At 52.1% G+C, this 25,401-nt stretch carries 29 protein-coding genes and 2 pseudogenes; 22 read left to right on the top strand and 9 right to left on the bottom strand.

What is annotated here, in order from left to right:
* Positions 1 to 45: 45 nt before the first annotated feature.
* The 3 genes from HB779_RS21945 (at position 46) to HB779_RS21935 (ending at position 2,007) form a co-directional block, all read left to right on the top strand.
* A complete protein-coding gene (locus HB779_RS21945) occupies positions 46 to 636 on the top strand; it encodes a hypothetical protein (protein WP_188346092.1) in 591 nt (196 codons plus the stop codon).
* Positions 611 to 1,144 (top strand): tetratricopeptide repeat protein, encoded by a 534-nt coding sequence (locus HB779_RS21940; protein WP_188346091.1) that lies wholly within the window; start codon positions 611 to 613, stop codon positions 1,142 to 1,144. The genes HB779_RS21945 and HB779_RS21940 overlap by 26 nt, the downstream gene beginning before the upstream one ends.
* 143 nt (positions 1,145 to 1,287) lie before the next feature.
* Complete coding sequence (locus tag HB779_RS21935) at positions 1,288 to 2,007, top strand: ribosomal protein L7/L12 (RefSeq protein WP_188346090.1); 720 nt, start codon at positions 1,288 to 1,290, stop codon at positions 2,005 to 2,007.
* A gap of 521 nt (positions 2,008 to 2,528) precedes the next feature.
* On the opposite strand, the gene HB779_RS21930 is transcribed toward HB779_RS21935, so the two are convergent.
* Positions 2,529 to 3,410, bottom strand: coding sequence for a LysR substrate-binding domain-containing protein (locus tag HB779_RS21930; RefSeq protein ID WP_188346089.1), 882 nt, complete (start codon positions 3,408 to 3,410; stop codon positions 2,529 to 2,531).
* Positions 3,411 to 3,527: 117 nt separating this feature from the next.
* On the opposite strand from HB779_RS21930, the gene HB779_RS21925 reads away from it, so the two are divergent.
* The 3 genes from HB779_RS21925 to HB779_RS25840 all read left to right on the top strand — a co-directional run bounded on the left by HB779_RS21925 (position 3,528) and on the right by HB779_RS25840 (position 5,191).
* Complete coding sequence (locus tag HB779_RS21925; protein WP_188346088.1) at positions 3,528 to 4,232, top strand: SDR family oxidoreductase; 705 nt, start codon at positions 3,528 to 3,530, stop codon at positions 4,230 to 4,232.
* Between the two features lie 72 nt (positions 4,233 to 4,304).
* On the top strand, positions 4,305 to 4,805 hold the full coding sequence (locus HB779_RS25845) for a DMT family transporter (protein ID WP_371823947.1): 501 nt from the start codon (positions 4,305 to 4,307) through the stop codon (positions 4,803 to 4,805).
* Complete coding sequence (locus HB779_RS25840) at positions 4,760 to 5,191, top strand: EamA family transporter (RefSeq protein ID WP_371823946.1); 432 nt, start codon at positions 4,760 to 4,762, stop codon at positions 5,189 to 5,191. Before HB779_RS25845 ends, HB779_RS25840 begins: the two co-directional genes overlap by 46 nt.
* A 114-nt stretch (positions 5,192 to 5,305) precedes the next feature.
* Here HB779_RS25840 and HB779_RS21915 read toward each other — a convergent pair whose 3' ends face one another.
* A complete protein-coding gene (locus tag HB779_RS21915; RefSeq protein WP_188346087.1) occupies positions 5,306 to 5,599 on the bottom strand; it encodes a hypothetical protein in 294 nt (97 codons plus the stop codon).
* On the opposite strand from HB779_RS21915, the gene HB779_RS21910 reads away from it, so the two are divergent.
* From HB779_RS21910 to HB779_RS21890, 5 genes are all read left to right on the top strand, one after another.
* On the top strand, positions 5,598 to 6,059 hold the full coding sequence (locus HB779_RS21910; RefSeq protein WP_188346086.1) for a GNAT family N-acetyltransferase: 462 nt from the start codon (positions 5,598 to 5,600) through the stop codon (positions 6,057 to 6,059). The two genes, HB779_RS21915 and HB779_RS21910, sit on opposite strands and share 2 nt — an antisense overlap.
* 340 nt (positions 6,060 to 6,399) lie before the next feature.
* On the top strand, positions 6,400 to 7,452 hold the full coding sequence (locus HB779_RS21905; protein WP_188346085.1) for a type III polyketide synthase: 1,053 nt from the start codon (positions 6,400 to 6,402) through the stop codon (positions 7,450 to 7,452).
* Positions 7,449 to 7,940 carry an isoprenylcysteine carboxyl methyltransferase family protein gene (locus tag HB779_RS21900; RefSeq protein WP_188346084.1) on the top strand — a complete coding sequence of 164 codons (492 nt, stop codon included), beginning with the start codon at positions 7,449 to 7,451 and terminating at the stop codon, positions 7,938 to 7,940. The genes HB779_RS21905 and HB779_RS21900 overlap by 4 nt, the downstream gene beginning before the upstream one ends.
* Positions 7,937 to 9,481, top strand: coding sequence for a DHA2 family efflux MFS transporter permease subunit (locus HB779_RS21895; protein WP_188346083.1), 1,545 nt, complete (start codon positions 7,937 to 7,939; stop codon positions 9,479 to 9,481). Before HB779_RS21900 ends, HB779_RS21895 begins: the two co-directional genes overlap by 4 nt.
* 519 nt (positions 9,482 to 10,000) lie before the next feature.
* Positions 10,001 to 10,714 carry an IS6 family transposase gene (locus HB779_RS21890; RefSeq protein ID WP_188346081.1) on the top strand — a complete coding sequence of 238 codons (714 nt, stop codon included), beginning with the start codon at positions 10,001 to 10,003 and terminating at the stop codon, positions 10,712 to 10,714.
* Here the strand turns inward: HB779_RS21890 and HB779_RS25835 are convergent.
* Genes HB779_RS25835 through HB779_RS21875 form a run of 3 tightly spaced genes read right to left on the bottom strand, consistent with a single transcriptional unit; the run spans position 10,648 to position 12,062 of the window.
* Positions 10,648 to 11,064 carry a HAMP domain-containing sensor histidine kinase gene (locus HB779_RS25835; RefSeq protein WP_188346082.1) on the bottom strand — a complete coding sequence of 139 codons (417 nt, stop codon included), beginning with the start codon at positions 11,062 to 11,064 and terminating at the stop codon, positions 10,648 to 10,650. The genes HB779_RS21890 and HB779_RS25835 overlap by 67 nt on opposite strands.
* Before the next feature lie 48 nt (positions 11,065 to 11,112).
* Positions 11,113 to 11,826 carry an IS6 family transposase gene (locus HB779_RS21880; protein WP_188346081.1) on the bottom strand — a complete coding sequence of 238 codons (714 nt, stop codon included), beginning with the start codon at positions 11,824 to 11,826 and terminating at the stop codon, positions 11,113 to 11,115.
* Positions 11,823 to 12,062 (bottom strand): WGR domain-containing protein, encoded by a 240-nt coding sequence (locus tag HB779_RS21875; RefSeq protein ID WP_188346080.1) that lies wholly within the window; start codon positions 12,060 to 12,062, stop codon positions 11,823 to 11,825. Before HB779_RS21875 ends, HB779_RS21880 begins: the two co-directional genes overlap by 4 nt.
* Before the next feature lie 396 nt (positions 12,063 to 12,458).
* Between HB779_RS21875 and HB779_RS21870 the strand changes: the two genes are divergently transcribed.
* The 9 genes and pseudogenes from HB779_RS21870 (at position 12,459) to HB779_RS25830 (ending at position 20,496) form a co-directional block, all read left to right on the top strand.
* Entirely contained in the window at positions 12,459 to 13,235 is a 777-nt protein-coding gene (locus HB779_RS21870) for a response regulator (protein ID WP_188346079.1), read from the top strand.
* A 26-nt stretch (positions 13,236 to 13,261) separates the two neighbouring features.
* Complete coding sequence (locus tag HB779_RS21865; protein WP_188346078.1) at positions 13,262 to 14,566, top strand: HAMP domain-containing sensor histidine kinase; 1,305 nt, start codon at positions 13,262 to 13,264, stop codon at positions 14,564 to 14,566.
* Positions 14,567 to 14,870: 304 nt separating this feature from the next.
* Entirely contained in the window at positions 14,871 to 15,680 is an 810-nt protein-coding gene (locus HB779_RS21860; RefSeq protein WP_244642759.1) for a DUF3313 domain-containing protein, read from the top strand.
* 60 nt (positions 15,681 to 15,740) lie between these two features.
* Positions 15,741 to 16,364 (top strand): isoprenylcysteine carboxylmethyltransferase family protein, encoded by a 624-nt coding sequence (locus HB779_RS21855; RefSeq protein ID WP_188346076.1) that lies wholly within the window; start codon positions 15,741 to 15,743, stop codon positions 16,362 to 16,364.
* A 383-nt stretch (positions 16,365 to 16,747) separates the two neighbouring features.
* Positions 16,748 to 17,917: pseudogene (locus HB779_RS21850) on the top strand (efflux RND transporter permease subunit); the annotation flags it as partial.
* A pseudogene (locus HB779_RS21845) lies at positions 17,917 to 18,364 on the top strand (DUF411 domain-containing protein). The pseudogenes HB779_RS21850 and HB779_RS21845, both read left to right, overlap by 1 nt.
* A gap of 384 nt (positions 18,365 to 18,748) precedes the next feature.
* Positions 18,749 to 19,330 (top strand): dienelactone hydrolase family protein, encoded by a 582-nt coding sequence (locus tag HB779_RS21840; protein WP_188346075.1) that lies wholly within the window; start codon positions 18,749 to 18,751, stop codon positions 19,328 to 19,330.
* Positions 19,331 to 19,418: 88 nt separating this feature from the next.
* The gene (locus HB779_RS21835; RefSeq protein ID WP_371823945.1) at positions 19,419 to 20,303 is read left to right on the top strand and encodes an alcohol dehydrogenase catalytic domain-containing protein; all 885 of its coding nucleotides are present in this window, start codon (positions 19,419 to 19,421) and stop codon (positions 20,301 to 20,303) included.
* Positions 20,260 to 20,496 (top strand): hypothetical protein, encoded by a 237-nt coding sequence (locus tag HB779_RS25830; RefSeq protein WP_371823944.1) that lies wholly within the window; start codon positions 20,260 to 20,262, stop codon positions 20,494 to 20,496. The genes HB779_RS21835 and HB779_RS25830 overlap by 44 nt, the downstream gene beginning before the upstream one ends.
* Positions 20,497 to 20,555: 59 nt before the next feature.
* On the opposite strand, the gene HB779_RS21830 is transcribed toward HB779_RS25830, so the two are convergent.
* From HB779_RS21830 to HB779_RS21815, 4 genes are all read right to left on the bottom strand, one after another.
* The gene (locus HB779_RS21830; protein WP_188346074.1) at positions 20,556 to 20,843 is read right to left on the bottom strand and encodes a putative quinol monooxygenase; all 288 of its coding nucleotides are present in this window, start codon (positions 20,841 to 20,843) and stop codon (positions 20,556 to 20,558) included.
* Positions 20,844 to 20,993: 150 nt separating this feature from the next.
* Entirely contained in the window at positions 20,994 to 21,593 is a 600-nt protein-coding gene (locus HB779_RS21825; RefSeq protein ID WP_188346073.1) for a tyrosine-protein phosphatase, read from the bottom strand.
* Positions 21,594 to 21,631: 38 nt separating this feature from the next.
* The gene (locus tag HB779_RS21820; RefSeq protein ID WP_188346072.1) at positions 21,632 to 23,035 is read right to left on the bottom strand and encodes a HAMP domain-containing sensor histidine kinase; all 1,404 of its coding nucleotides are present in this window, start codon (positions 23,033 to 23,035) and stop codon (positions 21,632 to 21,634) included.
* Entirely contained in the window at positions 23,022 to 23,699 is a 678-nt protein-coding gene (locus tag HB779_RS21815; RefSeq protein ID WP_188346071.1) for a winged helix-turn-helix domain-containing protein, read from the bottom strand. The genes HB779_RS21820 and HB779_RS21815 overlap by 14 nt, the downstream gene beginning before the upstream one ends.
* 555 nt (positions 23,700 to 24,254) lie before the next feature.
* On the opposite strand from HB779_RS21815, the gene HB779_RS21810 reads away from it, so the two are divergent.
* Positions 24,255 to 24,515, top strand: a complete 261-nt coding sequence (locus HB779_RS21810) for a hypothetical protein (protein WP_188346070.1) — start codon at positions 24,255 to 24,257, stop codon at positions 24,513 to 24,515.
* A gap of 35 nt (positions 24,516 to 24,550) precedes the next feature.
* Entirely contained in the window at positions 24,551 to 25,342 is a 792-nt protein-coding gene (locus HB779_RS21805) for a hypothetical protein (protein ID WP_188346069.1), read from the top strand.
* Positions 25,343 to 25,401 lie beyond the last annotated feature (59 nt).

The raw sequence follows: 25,401 nt of genomic DNA, 5'->3' as shown, positions 1-25,401 counted from the left end.
TCCAATGTTATGTGGATTGGTAGAATCAAATCAGGAGACTTTGCCTTGGGATCACGGATCAACTACGCCGGGTTATTGATATGCAGTGGCAAGTGGAAGTGGTTCATCCCGAGGAGATTTCCGCATCCGAGCGTGATGTTTTTTGCCGTGATCCTCGCATTCGGGTCGCTTTCAACGGCTTGCTTTGGTGCCGATTTGTCAGGAATTCGACCCGAGAGAGTAACAAAAAGTATTCATCTGAAAGCAATCCCCCGTTCAGACAATGGCAAGACAGTCGGAATGGAAGTGACGATTGGGCCGTCATTTTTGAAGTATCGTGCGTTCAAGGGCAGGTTGGAATTGAGCCGAGTTGGGAAGTTCGACGCTCATAAGCTGCCTGCGAAACTTGCGCCGTCCTTCACAAAAGCCATGGACAAAGCTGATATCTACCGTGTTGAGAATGCAACCGAGTTTACCTCGGCTAATCCAGGAAATTTCCTGGTCACCAACGGTAATGTTCCTACTTATATCACGGTACTGGATGGTGAGTATGTTGACGGGAAACGTGCTCTTATGATTTGTGTGCTTTCGAGCGCCAGCATGGACGGCTTCTACCAAACCGGGCTTGGGCATGAGCGGTGCGATGCCTTTAGATAGAATGCTCAGAGGTAACCATTTCCTTCCAATGAGCATTCGCATTATTCTTCTCGGATTGTTCATTAGTGCCGCAAGTGTGTTCACCACGACATTTGCCAAGGCAGACAATGCGCAGGATGCCTATGCAAATGGCGACTACAAGGCTGCAATGCAGCTTTGGAAAACCCAAGCGCATACAGGGGATGTCGTGGCGATGTTTGGTATTGGAGATTTGTATCTTTTGGGGGAGGGTGTTCCGAAAGATCATGCTGAAGCTGCAAAGTGGTACCGACGGGCCGCGGAGCTCGGTTACGGCAGAGCTCAGTCATACCTGGGAGCTATGTATCGCAACGGTGATGGGGTGCCCCAAAACAAGGACGAAGCATTGCGCTGGTACCACAAAGCTGCTGACCAGAATATTCCTGCAGCGCTTAACGCTCTGGGTGATATGTATCTCAACGGTGAAGGCGTGCCCAAAAGCGAGAGTGAAGCCATGAAGTGGTATCAGAAGCTTCATGATGCGAACTAATTCCATTCAGTCTACAAACATGAAGGAGTTTGCTCGGGCGTCTTGCGGAGTTGGTTTCTCATAGCCCCCGTTTAACACTGGTCTCCGCTGGTCCAAAACTGCTCAGATCATCCACGAGACCCTACATGAGGACCGGCCGGCGTATGAATCTGTTTGATGAAAGCATTCGAGACTTTCTTGCCAACAGCATTATTGATGGCAATCCGCTTTTGCCCTCGCACTATGCGGAATTTGAGCACCTTGATGATTTTCAGATTGGCTTCCGCAGGCATGGCAGTACTGGCGAAAGCCTTGTTTCTGAAATTGACGGTGGTTGGAAATCTGGATGGTATGTCATCGCAATGACTGGATTGGATGATCCCGTTTTTATTGACACTGCGGAGCTTGAAGACGGCTATCCAGTCTATACGGCAGCCCATGGTGCTGGACGGTGGGACGCGATTCGAATATCGCCGAGCCTCGTGGCATTTGGCCGCCTGCTGGAGGCACTGGCGGAGGCGAAGACGGATATCTTCCAATTCGAGCGCATTATCATTGACGAAACCGACGCTCCGAATAGCTACTGGCAAAACGTTCTCGATGAATGTCGCCAGGCCGCAAATTCCAAGGATGTGTCGCCTGATGTCGGCGACTACTGCGAGGCCGATTTCGAGAGAGGCGACTTGGTTGTGACCGACGTGGGCTCCCAGAAGCTCAAAGTTATCCAGATAGTCAGCAAAAGTCGTGGATTGTCGTTGAAAGATACACTGGCACTCGCCGAAGCGCCTCAATTCGAAGCCGGAAGCGGCGTGAGACTGCAATTGCGCCGGTTGAAGGATCAACTTGAAGCTGTGGGCGCGACGGTCGAATTCCGAGCTAAATGATAACACGCGCTACAGTCAACGGATTCATGTGCTTCAAGGGGCTTGGTGAGTTTCAGGACAACTCGTCCGTTTAGAAGTTATAGATTCGGCTCACTCGGCCGGCTAAGGTGTGTCAGCGATTGATTGGCGAATGCGAGCGCCCGTATCTGAAGCTCAGAACAGGTTGTTTTGCGCAATTGCCAGTTAAGGCCCGAAGCTGCGATGGCAATCACGTTTGCGGAGGCATGGTTGGCCCTCTCCATTGAACTGATCGCATGAATTACACCGGCGTACCAAGTGCCGCACTTGCCGCCAGATCACAGAAAAGACTTATCATAAAACGACTCTCGAGCGTCGCAGCTGATCCCATTGGCGTTGACTGCGTCGTCCTCGCTATTACCTTGCTGACGATCTTGGTAAAGCTTTCGACCGGATAAATACTGGATATGCTCGCGTAGTTCCATAAAACCGGTTCTGGAATTTTCAGCGAGATAACGAACAGTCCATAAATTGCCTTCTCAGGTATTTCAGTCGTGAGCTTTTCAAGGTTGGCTCGTCATCCAATCCTGCAGTTTGTCGACTGCGTCTGACTTGCGATATCGCGGTCGCACGCAATAGAAGCCGCTTTGGGCACGGAGGATGCCGTCGAACACCTGTCTAAGTCTGCCTGCCCGGATATCCGCAGAGACGAATGCAAGCGTTGCCATCGCGATGCCCTGGCCCGCTATCGCAGCTTCGATCGCATGTGAGGTCTGCGAGAAACTGATACTGCGAAACAATGCGGGGTCGCTGAATCCAAGAAACCTGTCGATGTATTCCGGCCAGAAGTTATGGGTATCGTGAAGGAGCGTGTACTGCGACAGTGCCTTCCCGCCATGGGGCTCAGCGCCGATGGCAATAAGTGAAGGGTTACAAACGGGAATGATCTCCTGATTGAATAGAAGCTCCGCGGCAAGCGCTGTGCCAAATGGAGGGTGTCCATAGCGGATCGCAAGATCGACACCGTCTGACTGGAAGCTCGAGATTCGATCTGTTGCAAGAATATGAAGATCGAGATCGGGGTGCTTGGCTCTGAAATCGGGCAGACGGGGTATCAGCCACTTTGACGCAAAAGTCGGTGTGGTGCTGACGGTCAGCTTAACGGGCTGCGGCCTCAGCTTGGTGGTGGCGTTTGCGATCAGTTCAAACGCTCTGCGGATGTCTGCAATATAAGCTCGTCCTTCTCCTGTTAGCGCAAGTGATTTCGGTAGGCGTTCAAAGAGGGCTATCCCCAGTTCGGCTTCAAGTCCACGAACGTGCTGGGCAACAGCACCTTGCGTCACTCCCAGCTCCTCTGCCGCCAGCCTAAAGTTCAGATGCCGAGCCGAGACTTCGAAGGCTCTTAGGCCATTCAAAGGTGGAAGTTTCCCGATTAGGTTCGCCATCGATAGTTTTTCTACTGTCAAATTTGAGGATAACTGGTTCGGTATCCGGCAAATCAGATGATACATTAGGCCCAATGGTTGAGCAATTGGTGTGAGTTTTTGAAGGGAATGATGGTGATGTCAGTAGAAAAGGTAGCTGTAGTTACGGCTGGCGGTAGCGGCATGGGTGCGGAGGCGGCAAAACGTCTTGCGGCCGACGGGTACAAGGTGTCGATCCTTTCGTCGTCCGGCAAGGGCGAAGCGCTGGCAAAGGAATTGGGCGGCATCGGCATCACAGGTTCGAACCAGAACAATGATGACATCAAACGGCTCGTCGATACGACGGTCGAGAGCTGGGGCCGCATCGATGTGCTGGTCAACAGCGCCGGGCATGGTCCTCGTGCGCAGATCAACGAGATCACTGACGAACAGTGGTACTTAGGTATGGACACATACCTCCTGAACGTTGTTCGTGCGGCACGGCTGGTAACTCCGATCATGCAGGCTCAAGGATCCGGTTCGATTGTCAATATATCGACTGCGTGGGTGTTTGAGCCGACACCGATGTTTCCGACGTCCGCCGTTTTTCGCGCCGGCCTTGCTGCTTTCACAAAGATTTATGCGGATACTTATGCAGCCGAAGGCATTCGGATCAACAATGTATTGCCGGGCTGGATCGACAGCTTGCCGGAAGTACAGGAGCGCAGTGTCGGCGTACCAATGGGCCGTTATGGAACGAGCGCAGAGGTGGCAGCAACTATCGCCTTTCTGGCATCCGATGCGGCCAGTTATATCACCGGACAAAGCATCAAGGTCGATGGCGGCCTGATGCGTTCAGTCTGATCTACCAGCACCTGCTATTTGGAGGTCCTCCCGCATGGGCGCGACTTTTTGCATGCCAGGAAAGAGCAAGCCATGTTTCGCGCTTATGCAGCACTTGTCACACTCGGCCTCATCTGGGGTACCAATTTCATCTATATGAAATGGGCGACGGCGCTAATTTCCCCCATGCAGGTCGTTTTCATCCGCGTGCTCTTCGGTTTCCTGCCGTTGGCATTGATGGCGTGGAAAGCGAAGGTCATTAGCCGCGCGCAACTAGAACACCTGCCGCATTTCATCATCATGTCGCTGTTGGCGACAACGCTTTATTACTATGGTTTCGTTGCGGGTACTGCGCTGCTTCCGACAAGCGTTGCTGGCATGCTGAGTGGATCGATACCTCTGTTCACTTTCCTTGCAACCTTGCTGTTTCTTCGAGAAGAACGACCTACAAGGCAAATGGCTATGGGAGTTGCGCTCGGATTTGTCGGCATCGCCCTCAGTGCCCGCCCTTGGGACGGCACTTCCGGTATTTCTCTGCATGGCACTCTATGTATGCGCGTAAGTTCCTTTCTCCGCTCAACCTGCCTCCGTTGACACTGGCGACATGGCAGTGCGGACTTGCCGTACTCACACTTCTGCTCGTTACAGACTTCAGCGGAATCGACAACGTGACGACATCCTTGCATGCAACGTTCGGCGCCATAATTGGCCTTGGGATGGTGGGTACGGGCGGCACGTTTCTAATCTACTACTTCATTATTGCAAAGCTCGGACCCGTGAAGGCATCCGGCGCAACCTATATTGCACCAGTTGTCGCCATCATCATCGGCGCATGTGTTGGCGAGGAGGTTACGGTCTGGGAATTGGTCCCTCTGGCATTGATATTCGGTGGTGTCGTTTTGATTCAGGCTGGAAAACGCAGGCCAGTTCCGCCATCGCCAGATGATCCTCTGACATCAGTGCAGCCGGCCAGAATATGAACCTGGGGACAGTAACGGCATGCGATTAGATTGGGGTTGTTTACGTTGAGCCGCTGAGCCGTAGCCGCATGATCCTTTTATGCAACTAAGCGGCTTGTTTCGGTTCGAACCTACTCAAGGCAGCCATTTGTACATCGCTGCGTCAAACATCTGGATGAACGATTGCCGGCTTTTTTCTCTGATGGGAATGACCCAAAAGTTGTTATTTTCTGACGGAAGATTTGTACTCTGGCTTTGCCAACAACCAATCGTTTTCTCATCACCGACGGTTTGTGGCGGCGCAGTTTTTATTGCTTGCGGTAATCTTGTTAGGGTCACCAAATAATTAAACATGTCTCGATATCTCCTTGGATAAGAAAGCGCTATTCCATTCAAAGTTCGCAAATCATTATGCAAGGCTTCTGTCATGATTATCCGCTCTATAGTTTTGACCGACCTTGATATGATTTGCCAGCACCGGGAAAGCATGTTCCTGGAGGCTGGTCGCTCTCCGGATGTATTGACCACTATGGCTGCACCGTTTCGGCAATGGCTTATGGAGCACTTGGCCAAGGGCACTTATTTCGGGTTCTTCGCGGAAGAGAATGGTCATTCGATTGGCGGAGTAGGAATGATGGAAATTGACTGGCCTCCACACCCCGCTCATCCGTTGGCTTCAAAGCGCGGCTATGTTCTGAATGTCTTCGTTGACCCAGCTTATCGTGGAAGAGGCATTGCTCGCGCTTTAATGAAAGCCGCTGAGATCGAGTTCCTGTCACGCGGGATCGACTATATCATCCTGCATGCAACAAATGCCGGCAGGGCACTCTATGAAAGCGATGGTTGGATCAGAACAACTGAAATGGCCAAGAACCTCCAGGCCTCTTGAAGGCACGGCGCTGGGTTGAACGGGGCAGGAGCCGCAAAACCGGGCAGACCCTTGGGCAATGACAAGATCTGTTGCAAATCATACGCTCTCATGACCGTCATGGCAGGTGAAAGGCATAGAACTGCGGCATCGAGTTTTTCAATGGCAAATGGAAAGTGGGTCAATCGTTGGCGCAACTCAACAGTATCTCGTCAATTGATCTCTCGCTCTGTCGGATGCTGGTCTTAGGCCGTTTGCGGAACTTTATACTCAAAGGTATCGTTACTCTTGGCAGTGACTGAATATTCGCGGGATTTGTGAAGAACCGACAGTCCGAAGCGAAAGCTATTAAGGAGTGTCGATGTCCCAGCCGGTCAAATTGATTTCAATTGGAACCGCCGTTCCCGCGCATAGAATTACTCAACGGGACGCCGCCGCCACGGCACATCATGCATTTTCATCACGATATAAAGACTTTGATCGTCTGGCGAAGGTGTTCGAAAGTTCGGGCATTCGTACCCGTTACGCAATTCGCCCACTCGAATGGTATCTGGAGCCCTTGGGATGGCCTGAAAGGAATACTGCCTACATCGAAGGCGCTTGCGATCTGTTTGTTTCCGCTGCAAGGGATGCTTTGGAACGTGCGGGCATTCGGGCTGAAGACGTAGACACTGTCGTCACCGTTTCATCGACGGGTATTGCCACACCTAGCATTGAGGCCCGTGTGTCGCAGAAGATGGGGTTTCGGGACAGTATTGAACGTGTACCTGTCTTCGGTTTGGGTTGTGCCGGTGGCGTTTCCGGATTTTCCATTGCATCGCGCCTGGCAGCATCACGTCCCGGGACTGTTGTTCTGCTGGTAGCGGTTGAACTCTGCACACTGGCATTTCGGCTGGACCAGCTGACAAAGGCAAATATTGTGGCAACAGCTTTGTTTGGGGACGGTGCCTCAGCCTGTATCCTCAAAGTAGCGGAGGAAGGCATGGCAGCCGTGGAAATGTCTGGTCAGCATATCTGGCCGGATACTCTTGATATCATGGGCTGGAGTGTTGATAGGGAAGGCTTCGGCGTCATTTTTGACAGAGCCATACCGCCATTTGCGGAAGAGCGAATTGCACCTGCAATAAGCGGGATATTGGACCGGTCCGGCCTTGCACTTGCTGACATAGACAGATTTGCCTGCCATCCGGGTGGAACCAAGGTTGTGGCTGCACTGGAAAGTGCTCTTTCGCTGGATCAAGGCAGTCTAAATCACGAACGCGATGTGCTGTCTGAATACGGCAACATGTCCGCTCCTACCGCGCTTTTTGTCCTTGATAGGGTTATCAAGGCTGGCCTTCCATCTCGAACTCTTCTTACCGCGATGGGCCCCGGTTTCAGCGTCAGCTGCGTGTCGCTAAAGTCTGCTGCATGATTGCGTCTCTGGCACTCCTGGCGTTTGTGACACTTGAGCGGTTGGGGGAGCTATACATTGCAAAGAAAAATACCAAGGCTCTTTTGCAACAAGGTGCTTACGAAGTAGCGCCGCGGCACTACATCCTGATCGTTGTGTTGCACACGGCCTGGCTTGCAGGGCTTTGGTACGTTGCGTGGGATAAGCCGATAGTTCCTGTTTGGCTTGCCATATTTGCGCTGCTTCAGTTACTGCGGGTATGGGTTCTTGCGACGCTCGGAAAGCGCTGGACAACGCGTATTATCGTAGTGCCAGGAATACCTTTGGTGAAAAACGGACCTTACCGGTTTGTCTCTCATCCAAATTATGTGGTCGTCATTGGCGAGATTGCGGTCTTTCCATTGTGCTTTGGGCTTGTGTGGTATTCTGTAATATTCTCCATCCTTAATGCCTTGGTCTTGACGATTCGAATTCGTGAGGAGAATTCTGCGCTGTCGGAGTTGCGATGACGGGCACAGATGGTGCAGATGCTACCTTGCCTGGCCTTGCGACCTGGTTGGGCTTCTTTGCCATGTGTATCGGCATGTTCATGGCTATCCTCGACGTGCAGATCGTGGCGACATCCCTGCCAACCATTCAAGCAGCGTTGAAAATTGATCCGGACCAAATGAGCTGGATACAGACAGCTTATTTGATTGCCGAAGTGGTGGCGATACCATTGACCGGGTTTCTTACTCGTTTGCTCAGCATGCGGTTGCTGTTCGTTCTGGGCACACTTTGCTTTACGGCAGCGTCTCTCGGCTGTGCGCAAAGCGACAGTTTTGCTACATTACTGTGCTGGCGCGTTCTCCAAGGTTTCTCCGGCGGCACGCTGATCCCATTGGTGTTCTCCGCGGTATTTCTGCTCTTTCCTGAACGTCGACAGGGGATTGCCACAACCATAGCGGGAGTGGTCGCCGTCATGGCCCCAACAGTCGGACCAATCATAGGCGGGTGGATAACCGATACATATTCCTGGCATTGGCTCTTTCTGATCAATCTTGCGCCCGGGCTGGTGGCTGCAATACTTGGCTACATATTGCTGGTGCGCGAGCCAATGCAACTCGGCCAGATCAGATCATTGGATTTTGCCTCGCTTGCCATGATGGCTCTGGGATTAGCCGCCTTGGAGCTTGCTCTGAAAGAAGCTCCCCACCGTGGATGGACAAGTGCGGTGGTCATTGGACTTATTGTCTTCAGTATAATTAGTCTGGGTGGATTTTGCCGCAGAACTTGGTGCTCAGCCGTACCTCTCGTTGATCTTAAAAACTTCAGGGATCGCAACTTTGCCATCGGCTGCATGTTGAGCTTTGTATTGGGATTTGGGCTGTTCGGATCGGTTTATTTGATGCCCGTGTTTCTGGCGTTTGTCAGGGGACACAATGCATTGGACATCGGAAAAATGATGCTCGTAACGGGCGTTGTGCAACTGGTAATCGCACCTGTTGCGGTCATACTGGAACAACGTGTTGAAGCCCGCATATTGTCAACTTTTGGATTCATGCTGTTTGCTGTCGGCCTTGGGTTCAGCGCGTTTCAAACGCCTCAAACCGATGCAGCGGAAATGTTCTGGCCACAAGTTATACGCGGATTGGCAATCATGTTTTGCCTGCTTCCACCCACGCGGCTTGCGTTGGGAAACCTGGAAGCTCTGCGTATTCCTGACGCGAGTGGCCTGTTCAATCTTATGCGTAATCTTGGCGGAGCAATCGGATTGGCGTTAATTGACACGGTTATCTACACAGGATCGACGACCCATGGGGTAGAAATCGCAAATGGCCTCTTGGCGAAGGATGCAAAAACGGAAGAATTTGTGGGTGCATCCAGCGGGTCGCTTGCTAGCATGCAACATCCACTTAATGCGGCGGGCGAGGGTATTCTAAGTGCAGTGGCGAAAGCAGCAATGACTGTTGCAATCAATGACGCCTGGGCGATGATTGCACTCATCACACTAGTGCCTTTGCTGATTATAATCTTTGCTGTCCGCGTGACTACCCAATCCCATCGTTAGCTCTGAAGGTTCTGCTCCGAGTTCAACTCGCCCAATCTGGGTCTCGTGCAAATTACACCGGGAGCTGATGATGTGCTGCTCATAGATTAAGAGAAAATGTGCATATCGCTGGATGCCTATTTAAACACCCGGCCAGCGTATAATATGATCGGAGCAAGTAATACAAAGATAAAAACGAATGGCCATACTGGTGTGAGGTATGGTTCATATTCTATTTTCTGATCAAAACGTTCTTTCCGCATGAAGTTCTCTTGGAGTACAATATGCCATACCAGATATCGTATGCTCATTGAGCCACAAGAATTATTGTTGATCAATATAGATTTTATAGCTTTCATTATCCGAGATAAGATCATTCTTCAGAATGTGATTTGCACAAAATCGATGCCGGGTTTGTCGAATAGCAAGAATATGAATTGATGTGCGAGGCAAGCGGAGACGTTAGATTGACTGGAAGGTGAACTTTGCCCGGCATCGTAACCTTAACTTGGCGGTAAATTTGTACGGCGACAATGCGGGATGACCAACGTTGCCACGTCGCTTTATCATCGCCACCGTTTTCCAGCCGAGATTATTGCCGAGGCGGTCTGGTTGTATTTCCGCTTTCCATTGAGCTTTCGCATGGTGGAGGACATGCTGGCTTACAAAGGGATCATCGTCTCCCACAAGACGGTGCGCGAATGGGCAGAAAAGTTCGGTCGGCAATATGCCACTTTGATCCGCCGTCGCACCCCGCGTCTTGGTGATAAGTGGCACCTCGATGAAGCCGTCATCACGATTAAAGGCGAGCGGCATTATTTATGGCGTGCCGTGGATCAGAATGGCTTCGTGCTTGAGGTTCTTGTCCAGAAGCGCCGGGATACCAGAGCTGCCAAACGTTTCATCCGGAAACTCTTGACCGGCCAAGGTGCTGCACCACGCGTCATGGTCACCGATAAACTCCGATCATACGCAGCTGCCCATCGCATCATTGGCCTCACCGTCTGTGATCATCGCCGGCATAAGGGTTTAAACAACCGGGCCGAGAATTCCCATCAGCCGCTACGACGACGTGAACGGGTTATGAAGCGTTTTAAGTCAGCGCGCCATCTACAACGCTTCGCATCCATTCACGACCCGATTTACAACCTTCATCACTTTCCGCGCAATCAATTCAGCTCTGCCAACTACCGGGATCTACGCCAGGCTGCCGCCAGCGTATGGCGTGAAATCACATGCCCGCAAGCCGCCTGAAAAAGCGCATAAAGGTCGAACTCTGTCCGTGGCCAAGTTAAGGTTACGGTGCCCTTTGCCCGCGTTCCGTGCTCTGAGCGGACCAATTGGAAATGAGCCCCATGCAATTCGGCAATGCGTTTGACTATTTCCAGGCCAATGCCTTTGGTATTGCTTTGAGTAGCTGGTTCCACTGCTTTTCGTTGTCGGATTCGCTCGTCATCGGTCACGGTCACAACGCCGTTCGAACGGATACTGACAGTTATGCAAACACCGTCAGTCGTGTGTTTCACAGCATTTTCAATCAGGTTGCGCAAAGCATCGCGCAAAAGGCTCTCAATTGCCAAAACCTGCAGTTCACCGTTCGGCACCGTAACCTTAACTTGGCCACGGACAGAGTTCGACCTTTATGCGCTTTTTCAGGCGGCTTGCGGGCATGTGATTTCACGCCATACGCTGGCGGCAGCCTGGCGTAGATCCCGGTAGTTGGCAGAGCTGAATTGATTGCGCGGAAAGTGATGAAGGTTGTAAATCGGGTCGTGAATGGATGCGAAGCGTTGTAGATGGCGCGCTGACTTAAAACGCTTCATAACCCGTTCACGTCGTCGTAGCGGCTGATGGGAATTCTCGGCCCGGTTGTTTAAACCCTTATGCCGGCGATGATCACAGACGGTGAGGCCAATGATGCGATGGGCAGCTGCGTATGATCGGAGTTTATCGGTGACCATGACGCGTGGTGCAGCACCTTGGCCGGTCAAGAGTTTCCGGATGAAACGTTTGGCAGCTCTGGTATCCCGGCGCTTCTGGACAAGAACCTCAAGCACGAAGCCATTCTGATCCACGGCACGCCATAAATAATGCCGCTCGCCTTTAATCGTGATGACGGCTTCATCGAGGTGCCACTTATCACCAAGACGCGGGGTGCGACGGCGGATCAAAGTGGCATATTGCCGACCGAACTTTTCTGCCCATTCGCGCACCGTCTTGTGGGAGACGATGATCCCTTTGTAAGCCAGCATGTCCTCCACCATGCGAAAGCTCAATGGAAAGCGGAAATACAACCAGACCGCCTCGGCAATAATCTCGGCTGGAAAACGGTGGCGATGATAAAGCGACGTGGCAACGTTGGTCATCCCGCATTGTCGCCGTACAAATTTACCGCCAAGTTAAGGTTACGATGCCCGGGAAATGTATCGACTTTCTGTTGTCCTTTAGTCCCAATCCGCCCCCAACTTCGTATAAGCGACACCTCGCCAAACAGTGTTTCCTGTATCGTCAGACTATAAAACCGCGCCATGTTGCGATCAGGATCACAACGCGTGACATGGAATGATGTAGACCTGTCCGACACGATCCAAAGGATCGTCATTTCCGAGCCAGTCGTCCAATGACTAATTTGAATCGATATGGTTCGAGCGATTCATATCTTTGATGAAAGAACACCTTAGTAAGGCGACGGTCGGCAATTCAGAGGGATCGTTTTCTGTTCACTTCCCTATTTGTACAAACGAGTTATTGCTGCATGTTTTGGTGTCATCCTCATAAGTTCCCTTTAGTGACGATCAGAAGTGCCTTTCAGTCAGGCGGATGCGCCAGTTCGAGTAGCAAACAATCCATAGAGCTGTTCTAGGCCTTTAATGGGCGAACCAAGTCTGGAAACATTTCTTAACATTAAAAAACGCAAATTATTCTACTGTCAGAGATAAGAGGTCCAAATCATCAGACGCGATTAGACGGGGCGAATGAGCGGGGCCGAGAATGTGCTATGATTAATACGCTCGTACACGCCAATGAAAATTGGAAGAAACTTTTGTCAGAACAGGTATCGACTAATGTCTCCTTAGCGCACGTTCTCGTAGTTGAGGACGATCCGGAGATTGCCAAGATGCTTGTCGCCTTGCTAACGGGTGCAGGTTTTGCTGCCACGTCCGTCATCTCGGGCCGGGAACTGGATCAACGGCTGGGCAAAACACGCTTTGATCTCATTATTCTGGACGCAATGCTCCCCGGCGAAGACGGCTTCAGCATCTGCAGACGGCTACGTGCGTCAATGACAATTCCCATTTTGATGCTGACGGCTCTTGGTGAGGAGATTGATCGCATCCTTGGGATTGAATTGGGTGCCGACGACTATGTAACCAAGCCTTTCAGTTCGAGAGAACTGCTTGCCCGCGTAAAGGGACTGTTGCGTCGGTCGTCTTACGGCACTCAGGCTACAGACCAAACAGTGACGCTGGCATTCGCTGGCTGGCGGCTCGATCTCGCCAAGCGGCAATTACGCGATCCGGAGGGTGTTGAAGTTTCCATGACCACTGCTGAGTTGGATGTACTGATTGTCTTTTGCAACAACCCCGGCAAAGTTCTTACACGCAAGGAGATACTTGCGCTTACCCATGCGGGCACGGCGGGTCCGGTACACCGTAGCATTGACGTGCACATCAGCCGCGTCCGCCAAAAAATCGAACCAGGACGAGAGCCAACTTTCATCAAGACTGTTCGTCTTGGTGGCTATCTATTCACTCCGGAAGTCGAGAAACTATAGTGGTGAGAGCCTTCATTTCGTCATCGATGACGAAGCAGATTTTTCTGCTTTCATCCCTGCCTATTATCGTTCTTGCAGCTTTTCTTGCCTTCATGCAGTCATTCATCGACGTCAGGCACACTCAGAGGGAATGGGCTAACTTCACTGCAGGCCGGCTGCTCATGGTTGTGGACCAGATTAGGAGTGCCTCGACCGACTCGGATCAGGCGATCATACTTGCTGCGGCATCTCAAGCCGGACTTTCCGTAAAGCTGGCCAACCTCAATTCCGTGGCCAGCACAACAGAACGCGTGATATCCGTCCGCACAAATCTTGTCAGTGCATTGACCGAGTTGACGGACGACACCAGGATTTTGGCGCTTCAGGTAAACGAGAACCGTGTGCTGACTTTCAGCCCCAGGGTTCCTCAAAACATTCCTCCTTTGAGCCACGACTTTCTGCTTGATCTCTTACAGTTTCTGGCCTTGGCATTTCCTGTGCTTGCTCTGTCCCTCTACATCAGTCACAGGATAACGCGTCCACTCACTCGGTTTACCGAGATGGCGCAGCGTGTCAGTCTTCAGGACACCGATATGGAAGCCTTTTCCTCCGGAAACGTTGATGAGATTCAAAGCCTGAGTGACTCACTCAATGCCATGAGGGTAAGAATACGCGGCATGGTAAACACCCGCGCCAACATGCTGCGAGCGCTTGGCCACGATCTCAGGACGCCGCTTACGCGTTTGCGAATGAAGGCGGAGTGCTGCACAGACCCCGAACTTCAACGCAGGATGTTGCGTGATATCGACATGCTCTCCAATATGATTGGCGATGCGATGGTATACTTGACGAATATGAGTCCAACCGCTGATGTTACGAGCAAGGCCGACCTTACAAGTCTGCTTCAGACACTGGTAACGGACTTTTCCGATACAGGGCTTTCAGTATCATTCAGCGGTCCGCCCCGATTGCCGCTTACGTGCAAACCTCGTCTTCTTTCCCGTGCAATAACCAATCTTCTTGACAATGCGTCACGTTACGGCAAGCACGTTGATGTTATCCTGTACCAAGGAGATACGGCAAACGAAGTGCTCATTGATGTTTGTGACGATGGGCCGGGACTATCGGACGACTTGAAGAAGAGGGCACTGGAAACTTTCTTTAAGGCCGATTCAGCTCGTCCCGCAATGACAAGGGGCGGCTTTGGGCTTGGCCTGCCCATAGCGAACGGTGTTGCAAAGCATCACCGCGGAGGCCTCAGTCTTCTTGACCGCAAGCCACACGGTCTTATTGCGAGACTTACGATCCGTGCGCTCGATGATGTTCCGGATAGCCAAAGTGGAGCGGCATAATCATGAAACAGTTCTCAAGATCAAGTGCTCTGCCACTTTTTCGCTTCATTCGCGAAAACTAACTTAACATTTAAAAACACAAGAAAACGCGGTTTCGTGAATAAACAACGCACGATCAGGGCACAATTGCGCCCGTTAGCATGCAACCTCGGCCAGGAGTTTCACTAAAATGTCATTGTTCCTTCAATTCGCAACACCAAGGTTGCCAGAACTGTCCATCGATAGGTGGGGGGTGTGTGTTAAGGGAGCATCTTTTATCTCGGTTGGTCGTCAGAGGCATAAGCTTGCTTTCCTGGCTTTGCCTATGGCCTTGGCTATTGGCGGTTGTACGTCCGTTCCATTGAAGGAGGCCGGAACACTCACATCCTATGACCGCCTTGGCGCTGCAAAAGGGAAGTTCACCAAATCCCGCACTTTCGTGGACGGTCCAAGCCTTGCCGGCACGCGAACAGTCAAGATCGTGCCCACGACATTTGCGTTCGGCGTATCGTCGCGTGTCAACCGTGCTGAAGACCGCGCTTTGGTCGCAAATGCCTTGGATCGGGCCGTCTGTGTTGCGCTGAGCGACAAGTACCAAGTGGTGGGATTAAACCAGCCAGCAGATTTGACCGTGCGTACGGTGGTCACAGATATCGTCCCGACAAACAAGGCAATTGCAGGCGTATCGACCGCTGTTTCACTCGGTAGCAGTGCCGTCCTACCTGTCGGCATTCCCCGTCTTCCGGTCGGGCTCGGCGGGCTTGCAGTGGAAGCGGAGGCAACTGATTTTAACGGAGCGCAACGTGCGGCCGTAGTTTGGTCCAAAGGAGCGAACTCGATCACCAATAATGCCCGGGTTTCGGATGTGGGCGACGCCTATAGTCTGGCATCCAATTTTGGCAACTACTTCTCCCGGATGATTGCCACAGGCAAAGAACCATCAGGCATGCAAATTGCATTGCCTTCCGGACAAAAAATGAATTCGATGCTCGGCGGCAAGCCGAAATACGCCGCTTGCGAGACTTTCGGTCGAGCTCCGGGCCTCATGGGTGCCGTTGGTTCCAAGCTCGGCGCGCCACCCTCTTGGACCGACAAATCGGGCAAAATGCAGAACGATCAGGTCGTATCGCAGTAACCGTATCAGGCATTTTTAGCGATGTCATTGACCAACAATCTAAGACGAAGGAATTCGCGCGTGTCTTTGCATCGCAGTATCAAACCCTTTAATCAACGCCTTCGATTGCGGGTTGTGCAGTTGATCTGTGTCGCTCTCATTCCCCTATTCGTTGGCACCTACCCAATTTGGATTGAAGGGTCTGTTGTACGAGAGTGTTTGAAACTTTTTGGTCTGCTGCTGCTCCTGGTGTGCGTGTTTGGACGTCTGTGGTCGATACTTTATGCGGGTGGAAACAAAAACGTTGTTCTTGTCACCTCAGGCGCGTATTCGGTAACCCGCAATCCGCTTTATCTCTTTTCGGTATTGGGAGCGGTTGCCATTGGACTGTTGTTTGGCAGCCTGATGCTTGCCTTTGTTTTGGGGGCACTGGCCTACGCAATTCTCTATTTTACCGCCCGGCGAGAGGCAGAGTTTCTTCGATCCAAGTTCGGGTTAAAGTATGATGAATATGCGCGTCGCGTTCCATTTTTCTTGCCCAATTTCAACATTTACGTTGAAAGCGAGAGTACCCTGTTTCATCCGAAGGCACTCGGTGCAACCTTCAAGGACGGCATCTTTTTCCTCAGCGTTATACCCTTGGTCGAACTGACAGAATATCTGCGAAGCCAGAAGCTGATGCCGGATATCTATCCTGTTTTTTGATGCATGCCGGAACGCGTCGTTCAAAGATGAATAGACGGCGGCTCTCCCTTCATTATTGGTTATCTAGCAAAGGGTCGTGATGAACGATTTGTCCCCACGTGCCGGCCATAAGGGCTCCAACAATGGCCGCCGAACATTAAACGGGCAAGATGTACAGTAGCGTCTCAAAGCTGAGAAGATGTGCTAGACCGGCCGTTTATAGGATGAGATTACCATCGAAATTATGCAGGCCCGTTTAATGTTCGAGGGCCACTATGTAATCCGTCAACTTATTATCACTTATTACATTAGAAGGCTGCTTCTGCCTAATTTGAGTGGGGTATCGGCATTCCGCCGTTATTAACTTTTTCGTGCGCTCTAGTTCTCTCCACCGCAGGCTCCCATACGGCACGGACCTTGCTCAAATGGAAGGTGTCGCCAGACAGATCGAGCAGGTGCTCAAAACGGTGCCTGGAACATCAAGCGCCTATGCCGAGCGGGTCATCGGCGGATATTTTCTTGATATAGTGCCGGACAGGATGGCGCTCGGACGCTACGGCCTTTCGATCCAGAATGTGCAGGATGTCATCTCTATGGCCCTTGGTGCCGAGCAAATCACTCAGACGGTAGAAGGTCGGGAGCGCTACGTTGTGACCATTCGTTATCCCCGCTCGCAGCGTAGTGATCCGCAAGCCATCGCCCGCGATGTACAGATTGCCTTGCCAGGCGGAGGAACCGTTCCACTCGGTGAAGTTGCCAAGGTCGAATTGACCCGTGGTGCAACGTCCATCCGCACGGAAAACGGCCAGTTGGTGGTCTACATCTTTGTCGACATTACCGGACGCGATCTTGGCGGCTACGTTCATGAGGCCAAGCAGGCTGTGGCGGATCAAGTCAAATTGCCGGCGGGATATTCCGTCGCCTGTAGCGGTCAGTTTGAGTACCTCGAACGGGCCAAAGCCAAGCTGAAGATCGTGGTTCCATTGACACTGGCGATCATCTTCCTGCTGCTCTACCTCAACTTCAAGGCGCTGACCGAGACCTTGATCGTCATGCTGTCTCTGCCGTTTGCCCTGGTCGGCGGTATATGGCTGATGTGGTGGCTCGGCTTCAACACCTCCGTTGCCGTCGCGGTAGGGTTCATCGCGCTGGCAGGCGTGGCCGCAGAGACGGGTGTGATCATGTTGATCTACCTCGATCAGGCTTTGAATGAAGTCCGGGCAAGACGGGCGGCCAGTGGCGGGGAGTTCACGCGCGCCGATCTCAACGAGGCTATCATGATGGGTGCGGTTGAACGTGTCCGGCCAAAAATGATGACGGTCGTCGCCATCATGGCGGGGCTTCTGCCCATCCTGTGGAGCACAGGAACCGGATCGGAAGTCATGCAGCGCATTGCCGTGCCGATGATCGGCGGCATGATTTCGTCGACGTTGCTGACGCTCATTTTCATTCCTGCCGTCTATGGCATCGTTAAAGGATGGAATTTGCGAGCGTCAGGCGCGATTGAAACCAATGACACAGGCACATTGCCGATATCAGCGACAATGAACCCGCAAGCTGGAGGTACACATTGATGAAGCGACGTGAATTCATATGCGCAGGCATTGGGGCAACTTTTGTTGCCCTGACGGCTGGCAGGTCCAAAGCTGCAGCACAGTTATCGATGACCGTTTACAAGGACCCAAACTGTGGATGCTGCAACCTTTGGTCCAAGTCCATGGAGGTTGAGGGTTTTGCGGTCGAACGTGTGAACACAGACGACCTGCCGGGCATCAAGAAACGCTTTGGTGTTCCGGCAGGGTCACGTGCCGTTGGAAGCGTTAAGGAAACTTCTCGCGGAAAAGCCTGACATCGCCGGGCTGGCGGTTCCAGGCATGCCCGCAGGATCACTCGGGATGGGTAGTGATCCAACAGCAAGCTATGATGTTTTTGCAGTCGCCAAAGGGCCGGATCGGGGACAACACGCGGGGTTAAGCCCGAAACCGCGGAATATTTATATGCAAGCGGAAACAATATGTTAGCGTGGTAATGACGCGGCAATCCGTCTCAAGTCATCCGGTATATGATCTATTTGGGTAAATGGACCGAGCTTTTGTAACAATTTGCCGCGCGCAGTTGGTTGCGTCCAAGCGACATTGAGACATTTCTAGCTTGTTGTGCAGGGATATTATATTTTTCGGCTGAGAGCTTAGGTTATTGGCGATGTTCGTGTGGCCACTAATGTGCTGATATTACACAGGTTTAAAAATTCCGCGGTTTCGGGCTTAGAACCCCATTTTGGAACAGTTGTTGTCGTCGCCGCAATGAGTTATTTGGGAGAGTGCGAGTTCCTACGCCGACGAGAAAACGTTATCTTTATGAGCATTATCTGAACGTTCGCCCCATCATTCACCCCGGAGGCCTGTATGACTGAGGTATTGCTCTTCCATCACGCTCAGGGGCTGACCCAGGGTGTGCGCGCATTTGCCGACGATTTGCGGGCTCACGGTTACATTGTGCACACCCCGGACCTTTTTAACGGACGCACGTTTCAGAGTATCGACGAGGGTCTTGCGTACATTGGTGAAATCGGAGTGGACGAAATGCGAGAGCGCGGCGTCCGCCTCGCTGACGAAATGTCGCCCGAGCTCGTCTACGCCGGGTTCTCGTTCGGTGTGCTGCCTGCGCAGAAACTTGCACAGACACGGCCCGGAGCCCGCGGAGCCCTGCTCTTCTACTCTTGCCTGCCGATCAGTGGCGAATGGGCCTTTGGGCCCTGGCCGGACGGCGTCGCGGTCCAGATCCACGGTATGGACAATGACCCAATCTTCGTCGGCGAGGGGGACATTGACGCCGCACGCGAGATCGTGGAGAAGGTCGAGGATGCGGAGCTTTTCCTGTACCCCGGCGATCAGCATTACTTCGCCGATAGCTCGCTCCCGTCGTACGACGCAGATGCGACCGCACTACTCACCACCCGAGTGCTTGAGTTCCTGGATCGCGTCTGATCCAGGCCGGCGTCTTGGCTTGATAAATGCTCAGTCCCCGCGGACATAGCGATATCACCTGCTCTGAGAACATTCAGGAGAGATGAGAATGAAAGCTTGGCAGATTGAAGGCTTCAGTAACGATCTCAAATTGAATCACATAGCAATGCCGGAGGTGCGTCCGGGCAGCGTACTTGTACGTGTCGAAGCTTCTTCGCTCATGTCCTATCTGAAGGACTATGTGGAGGGAAAGCTTCCCTCCTATCGTTTGCCACCCGGTGCTTTTACACCGGGTGGCAATGGGGTTGGAGTAATTGAGGCTGTCGGTCGCGACGTCTGGCATTTGAAACCCGGACAAAGGGTCATCCTCTCTTCGCATTTGGTGGCAGCGGAAAACGTCGCTGACAAGGCACAGACCCTCATCGGCATCACCAGTTTCGGCGGCAAAAGTGACGTGGTACAGGCGGACTGGCCAAATGGTACAATGGCTGAATATGCTCTGTTTCCCGTTACCGCGGTAACGCCGGTTGATGGATTGGATCATGTCACGGCGGAAATGCTGGCCGTTTTCAGTCGATGTGTCATTCCATTTGGTGGTCTTTCCCGCGGCCGTCTGGCGGCTGGCGAAACTATTGTCATCACCGGAGCCACTGGCTCCTATGGAACCGCCGCGGTCCTCGTCGCCTTGGCGATGGGCGCTGGCAAAGTGGTTGCGGCCGGCCGCAACGCCAAATCACTGGCAGCGTTGGCATATGCAGCAGGCCGGCCCGCACTATCGACCATTCAACTCACTGGTGATGTAGAGGAGGATGCAGAAGTTTTGCGGATAGCATCCAACGGCGGTGCCGACATGGCTTTTGACATGGTGGGTCAGGCGAGTGACCCCAATGCAACACTGGCCGCGCTCGGGAGGTCTAAGACGAAAGGGTCGCATTGTGCTCATGGGCAGTATGACCACACCTGTTCCCATCAACTACATGCAGGTCATGCTTAATGGCCTCGAGATCATTGGTAACTTCATGTACGAGGTCGACGCTCATCTCAAATTGCTCAATCTGCTGCGTACCGGCCAGCTTGATCTCAATCCCATCACACCCAAAATCTTCCCGTTTGATGCGGTGCCGGAAGCCATGGAAGCGGCAGCGAAAGCCAGCAATCTCGAATGTGTGGTAATTCGTCACTGGTAGTTGCTACAGCATATGGCATTCAGACACGAGACCTAGTCTCCTATTCCGCTCCAGTCATCTCAAAACGGAGGCCCTGAGTGACTGATGAGATGTTTTTGCACGTGCTCATCTTGGAGCTCTATACCCGTTTTGGGTGGATTCGAGATTTTCCTCCAGGCATTCAGAACGGCTTCGGATTCCCACAATTCCACCATGTTGACGCGTGACTGATCGAAAGGATCTTCACTGATCGACAGGTCTAGGCAACCTGGATAGGCGCGGGCCCGTTCTACCAAATCGGCGTGCGCATCGACGAAAGCCTGCCGTCTTGTAGGCGGAACTTTGAAATGTCCAGCAATTATCAGCATGTTTTCTTCTCCATAGACTGCAGGTTTTGTTTCAGCCTGAGAGAGAAATATCTAGTCCGCAATCTCTCCACATGTTGCCTTTACGATGGAACCCGTGATCGGACTGGCCAAATCGGATGCCATGAGGGTGTCAAACTCCCTGACGTCATTTTACGAATTTGGAAAGCCAAGCCATGGTTCAAGCTCTTCGAACGTTGCATCCATGGCGAAGGCTGGATTTATTGAAACGGAGAAATGGCCAAACCTGAATGACATCTGGGATTCTGCGAGATCTTCATTGCCATGAGCTAGCGCAGCGACGTACAGGGCCGCCGCCAAACCGGTACGGTCAGCGCCTCCCTCACAATGAATCAGGATTGGTTTCTCAGCGTCCCTCATAAGGGCTAGCAGTGTAGCCGCGTCATTCTGCGACAATATTTGGCGGGACGACATGCGGAAATTGATGTGAGTGACACCAAGCGCTTTTGCTGCCCCGACTTCTTTGTCATACCAATCTCTACCAGTATTCTCACCCCGCAAATTTATGATCGTCCTGATCCCGTATGATTTTTGGTAGAATGCGATTTGAGCAGGAGTTGGTTGGGCTGATCTGTAGAGCTCACCGCTTATGGTTGTATGAAAGTTACCTTGAAGCCGCATCACTCCGTAATATCCACCGATGACAAGCACGAGTGCCAGCATTGAAGCCAAAGCCCTTAGAGTGACGATCCGCCATATGCGGGGTTGGTTAGTTTTGATCGTGTTGTTCATGGTCTGTTTGTTTCCAGCATAAGGTTGGAAGGGCTTGGTCAAGTTTGTAGGAAAGCAGCGGACTGATCGCCTGCTTCATGAGGCGGTGCTGTCGGAAACTCAAGCAGGACCCGAAGTCCGGGATGATTGTCATCAAGTGTAATTTTTGCACGGTGAAGATCAGCGATTGCCTTGACCAGGCTCAAGCCCAATCCTGTGCCTGGTGTCGTGCGGCTTTTATCAAGACGATAAAGCCGCTGAAATACTTTTCCGCGCTCTTCAGCCGGAATGCCGGGGCCATTGTCCGCGATTTCAATCATAACGGTCTTTTCTGTGCTGGTTGCGTTGATGCGGATTATCGACCCTTCCGGGGAGTGCCTTATCGAGTTCTCGACGAGATTGACAAAAAGCTGAATGAGCAGTTCCCGGTCACCAACTAACTGCATGGGGTCATGCGCAGACTGGCTCAGGAAGAGTTCCTGTTTACGGTCTTCGGCCACATCGGAGTACACATCCATGATCGTCTCAAGGCACTCACTGAGGTTAACTCGGGAAAAGCGGGATCGTCTCGATCCTGCTTCGATCTGGGCTATCCTGAGAAGAGCATCAAAGGTTGCATTGATATGGCCGCTTTCTTCTTGCGCTCGCAGCAGCTCGGCGCTGACATTGGCACCATTATCCGCTTTGTCGATGGCTTGGCTGATTGTCAAAGACAGTCTGTTCAATGGCGTCTTGAGATCGTGAGCGATGTCTGCACTGACCTGGCGCATTCCTTCCACGAGCGAAGCGAGGCGGTCCAATGCGTCGTTGACCTGTCCTGACAGTCTGTCGATATCATCGCCATTGCCGACGAGTGGAATACGAATGTCCAGCTTGCCCGAGCCGACGTCACGCATGGTTGATGCCACAGTCTCCAGCCGTTTCTGCACCCGCGAGGCGAGGATTATGCCTCCGGCCGTAGCCAGCGCGAGAACCATGAGGGTTGACCAGGCAAAACTTACAAAGACGATCCTGAGATATTCATCGTTTTCCTCGAAACTGATTCCGACGATCAAAGGTTGTTGATCGACGTAACTGGAATAGACGCGATAGCGAAAATTACTGGCTATTCCAAGTTTTGCACCATCAGCAGTCGACCAGCCGGGCGGAACGTCTGCCTTGACAATGTTTCCCGACAATCGCTCTCCGGACTTCGATTGCAGCAGAAAAACGCGGTTGTCTTCCAAGGTGGAGAGCACGTGACTCTTAACGTTGTCCGAAAGATCCGTGACATCTCCATCACCATAGGATGCAGTCAGAACCGAATAGGTATCCTGAATGGATTGATCGAGGCGATCCGCCAATTCCCGCTTCAGCAGTTGATATGTGACTATCCCGGCGACAAGAAATGAAACGATAAAAAGCATGGCAAAAATGATCGCCAGCCGGAAGGGGGTGCTTTTGAAAAGATCAATGTGGCGCATGCAGGCTATAGCCGGTGTTTCGGACAGTATGCAGCAGCTGGATCGGGAAAGGCTTGTCTATCTTGGTTCGCAGACGGCTGATGTGCGTTTCGACAACGCTTGTCTTTGGGTCAAAATGAAAATCCCATACACGCTCAAGTAACATGGTCCGTGTCAGGACACGGCCTTCATTACGAACCAAAACTTCCAGCAACCGGAATTCGCGCGGTTGCAGATCAATTATCTTGCCGCTGCGCCGCACAGTTCGGCGGATCAGGTCAACCTCCAGATCGGCGACTGATATAACATTGGTTTCGCTTTGAAAAGGCGGACGCCGGTGCAAAGCATTCACCCGTGCTGCCAGCTCAGAAAAGGCAAACGGCTTGACGAGATAATCGTCACCGCCTGCTTCAAGACCTTCGACGCGGTCATCAAGCCCTCCGACTGAAGTCAAAAACAGGACTGGCGTTTTGATGCCGGCAGCCCGCAATGCCTTGACGATTGACAAGCCATCGAGGCCGGGAAGCATCCTGTCGACAATGAGAACGTCGTATTCCTCTCCGGCAGCGTGCGAAAGCGCATTTCTGCCTTCGGTAATGACTTCGGCATTGTGGCCCGCTTCGGAAAAACCTTTCGCGATATATTCAGACGTTTGTTGGTCATCTTCTATGATCAGTATCCGCATGTTTATCCGATCGAAGCCAGTCTGAGCTCTCATGATATCCAGCCAAAGTAGGGTGATGTACGCAAAGTACCTCCCACGAGGACGCCCCATAGTATCATCAAACTCGAATTTCATTATAGAAACAGCTTAACGGAGACCTTGCCGCTAGCTTACCATTTCGTAAGAAAGCGAGCGGGTCACTCATTTTTACAAAACCGTAAACAGCCGGGCAATTACCCGTAAGATCTCGAGTTCAATCTCTCCCTCGTGAAACCTGATCAATGAAGGAGAATGCAATTGAACAGATATCTGGAAAAATACCCGGCATTGTTTATCAGCGCAGTATTGCTTGCTGCTCTGGCGCTCTCGTTTTTGACGATGCCAGGTTGACGCGAGACACCTTCTCCCCTCGTCGGGACACGGTGCGAGGCGATCCTTACGAAACTGTATTGTTTTGGCAAGGCTCCCGTATTGAGCAGTACATAAAAACGGGCCTGCGGATGAACAGAACATTTTTGTCAGCCGTCTCTATGTCAGCCCATCTTTCTTGGCTAATGAAATCAGGAGCTCAATCCAATGAAGAAATCCGTCATCTTTATTTCGTTCCTCGTTCTGTCGTCGGGCCTGGCGGCATCGCAAGGGTTCGCCGCAAGTCCTGTGCCTTGTGAAGACATGCTGAAAGACGTCCGTGCCGCCAAATCATCCGCGACACTTTCGGATGCTGACAAGGCGACGGTTGCTCAGCTTGAAGCCAAGGGCGTTGAACGTTGTAACGCTGACGACGACAAGCGGGCTGACGAATTCTTTCAGCAGGCCTTGAAGATCATGGGCAAATAATTCCATCCCATCCATTCATATAAGGATCCAAGGCGATGAGCGTGTCCATACAAGGTGTCCCCGGGCCCTCAAACAGGGTACCTGAGGTCAAGATTGATTTCTGGATAATAAAATTACTGGCCGTGACGATGGGCGAGACAGCTGCCGATTACCTGGCAGTCAACCTTGGTCTCGGCTTGTCTGTTACCTCTTTAATTATGGGCGCCATTCTTGTGGTCGCACTTATTACCCAGTTTCGTCAGAAGAAATACGTACCCTGGGCCTATTGGACAGCTGTAGTGCTTATCAGTGTCGTCGGCACGCTCATTACGGATAATCTCGTTGATAATTTCCACGTGTCACTCCAGATCACAACGACGATTTTCAGCGACCTGTTGATTGCCATTTTTGCTCTTTGGTATGCGAGTGAAAAGACGCTTTCAATTCATTCGATTTTCACGGCGAGGCGCGAGACGTTCTATTGGTTGGCAATCCTGTTTACGTTCGCCTTGGGTACATCAGCTGGCGATCTCGTCGCGGAAACATTCGGTTTTGGTTTTATAACGACGGGTCTTATCTTTGGCGGCATCATCGCGGCTGTGGCTGCGTGTTATTATTTCCTCAATCTCGATGGCGTGTGGGCATTTTGGCTCGCTTATATCTTCACACGTCCCCTGGGGGCGTCACTCGGCGACTTTCTTGCACAGCCGCTTGAATATGGCGGACTGGGATTTGGGACAGTCATCACGAGCCTGATTTTCCTCAGCTGTATCGTAGCAATCGTCGTCTACATGACAGTCATGTCCCGGGATAAGAATTACTCAGTGTTGAGACGTAGCTCGAGCTGATCCGGCGGTACGTTCGCGCCGCAGCGTTTTGAATTGGCTGGTGGCACGAAATCTTTGCT

Source organism: Phyllobacterium sp. 628 (genome assembly GCF_014189505.1).
In the GTDB taxonomy this organism is placed as follows: domain Bacteria; phylum Pseudomonadota; class Alphaproteobacteria; order Rhizobiales; family Rhizobiaceae; genus Phyllobacterium.
Note: the sequence above shows the minus strand (reverse complement) of the source record. Positions and strands in the feature narration are given on the sequence as shown.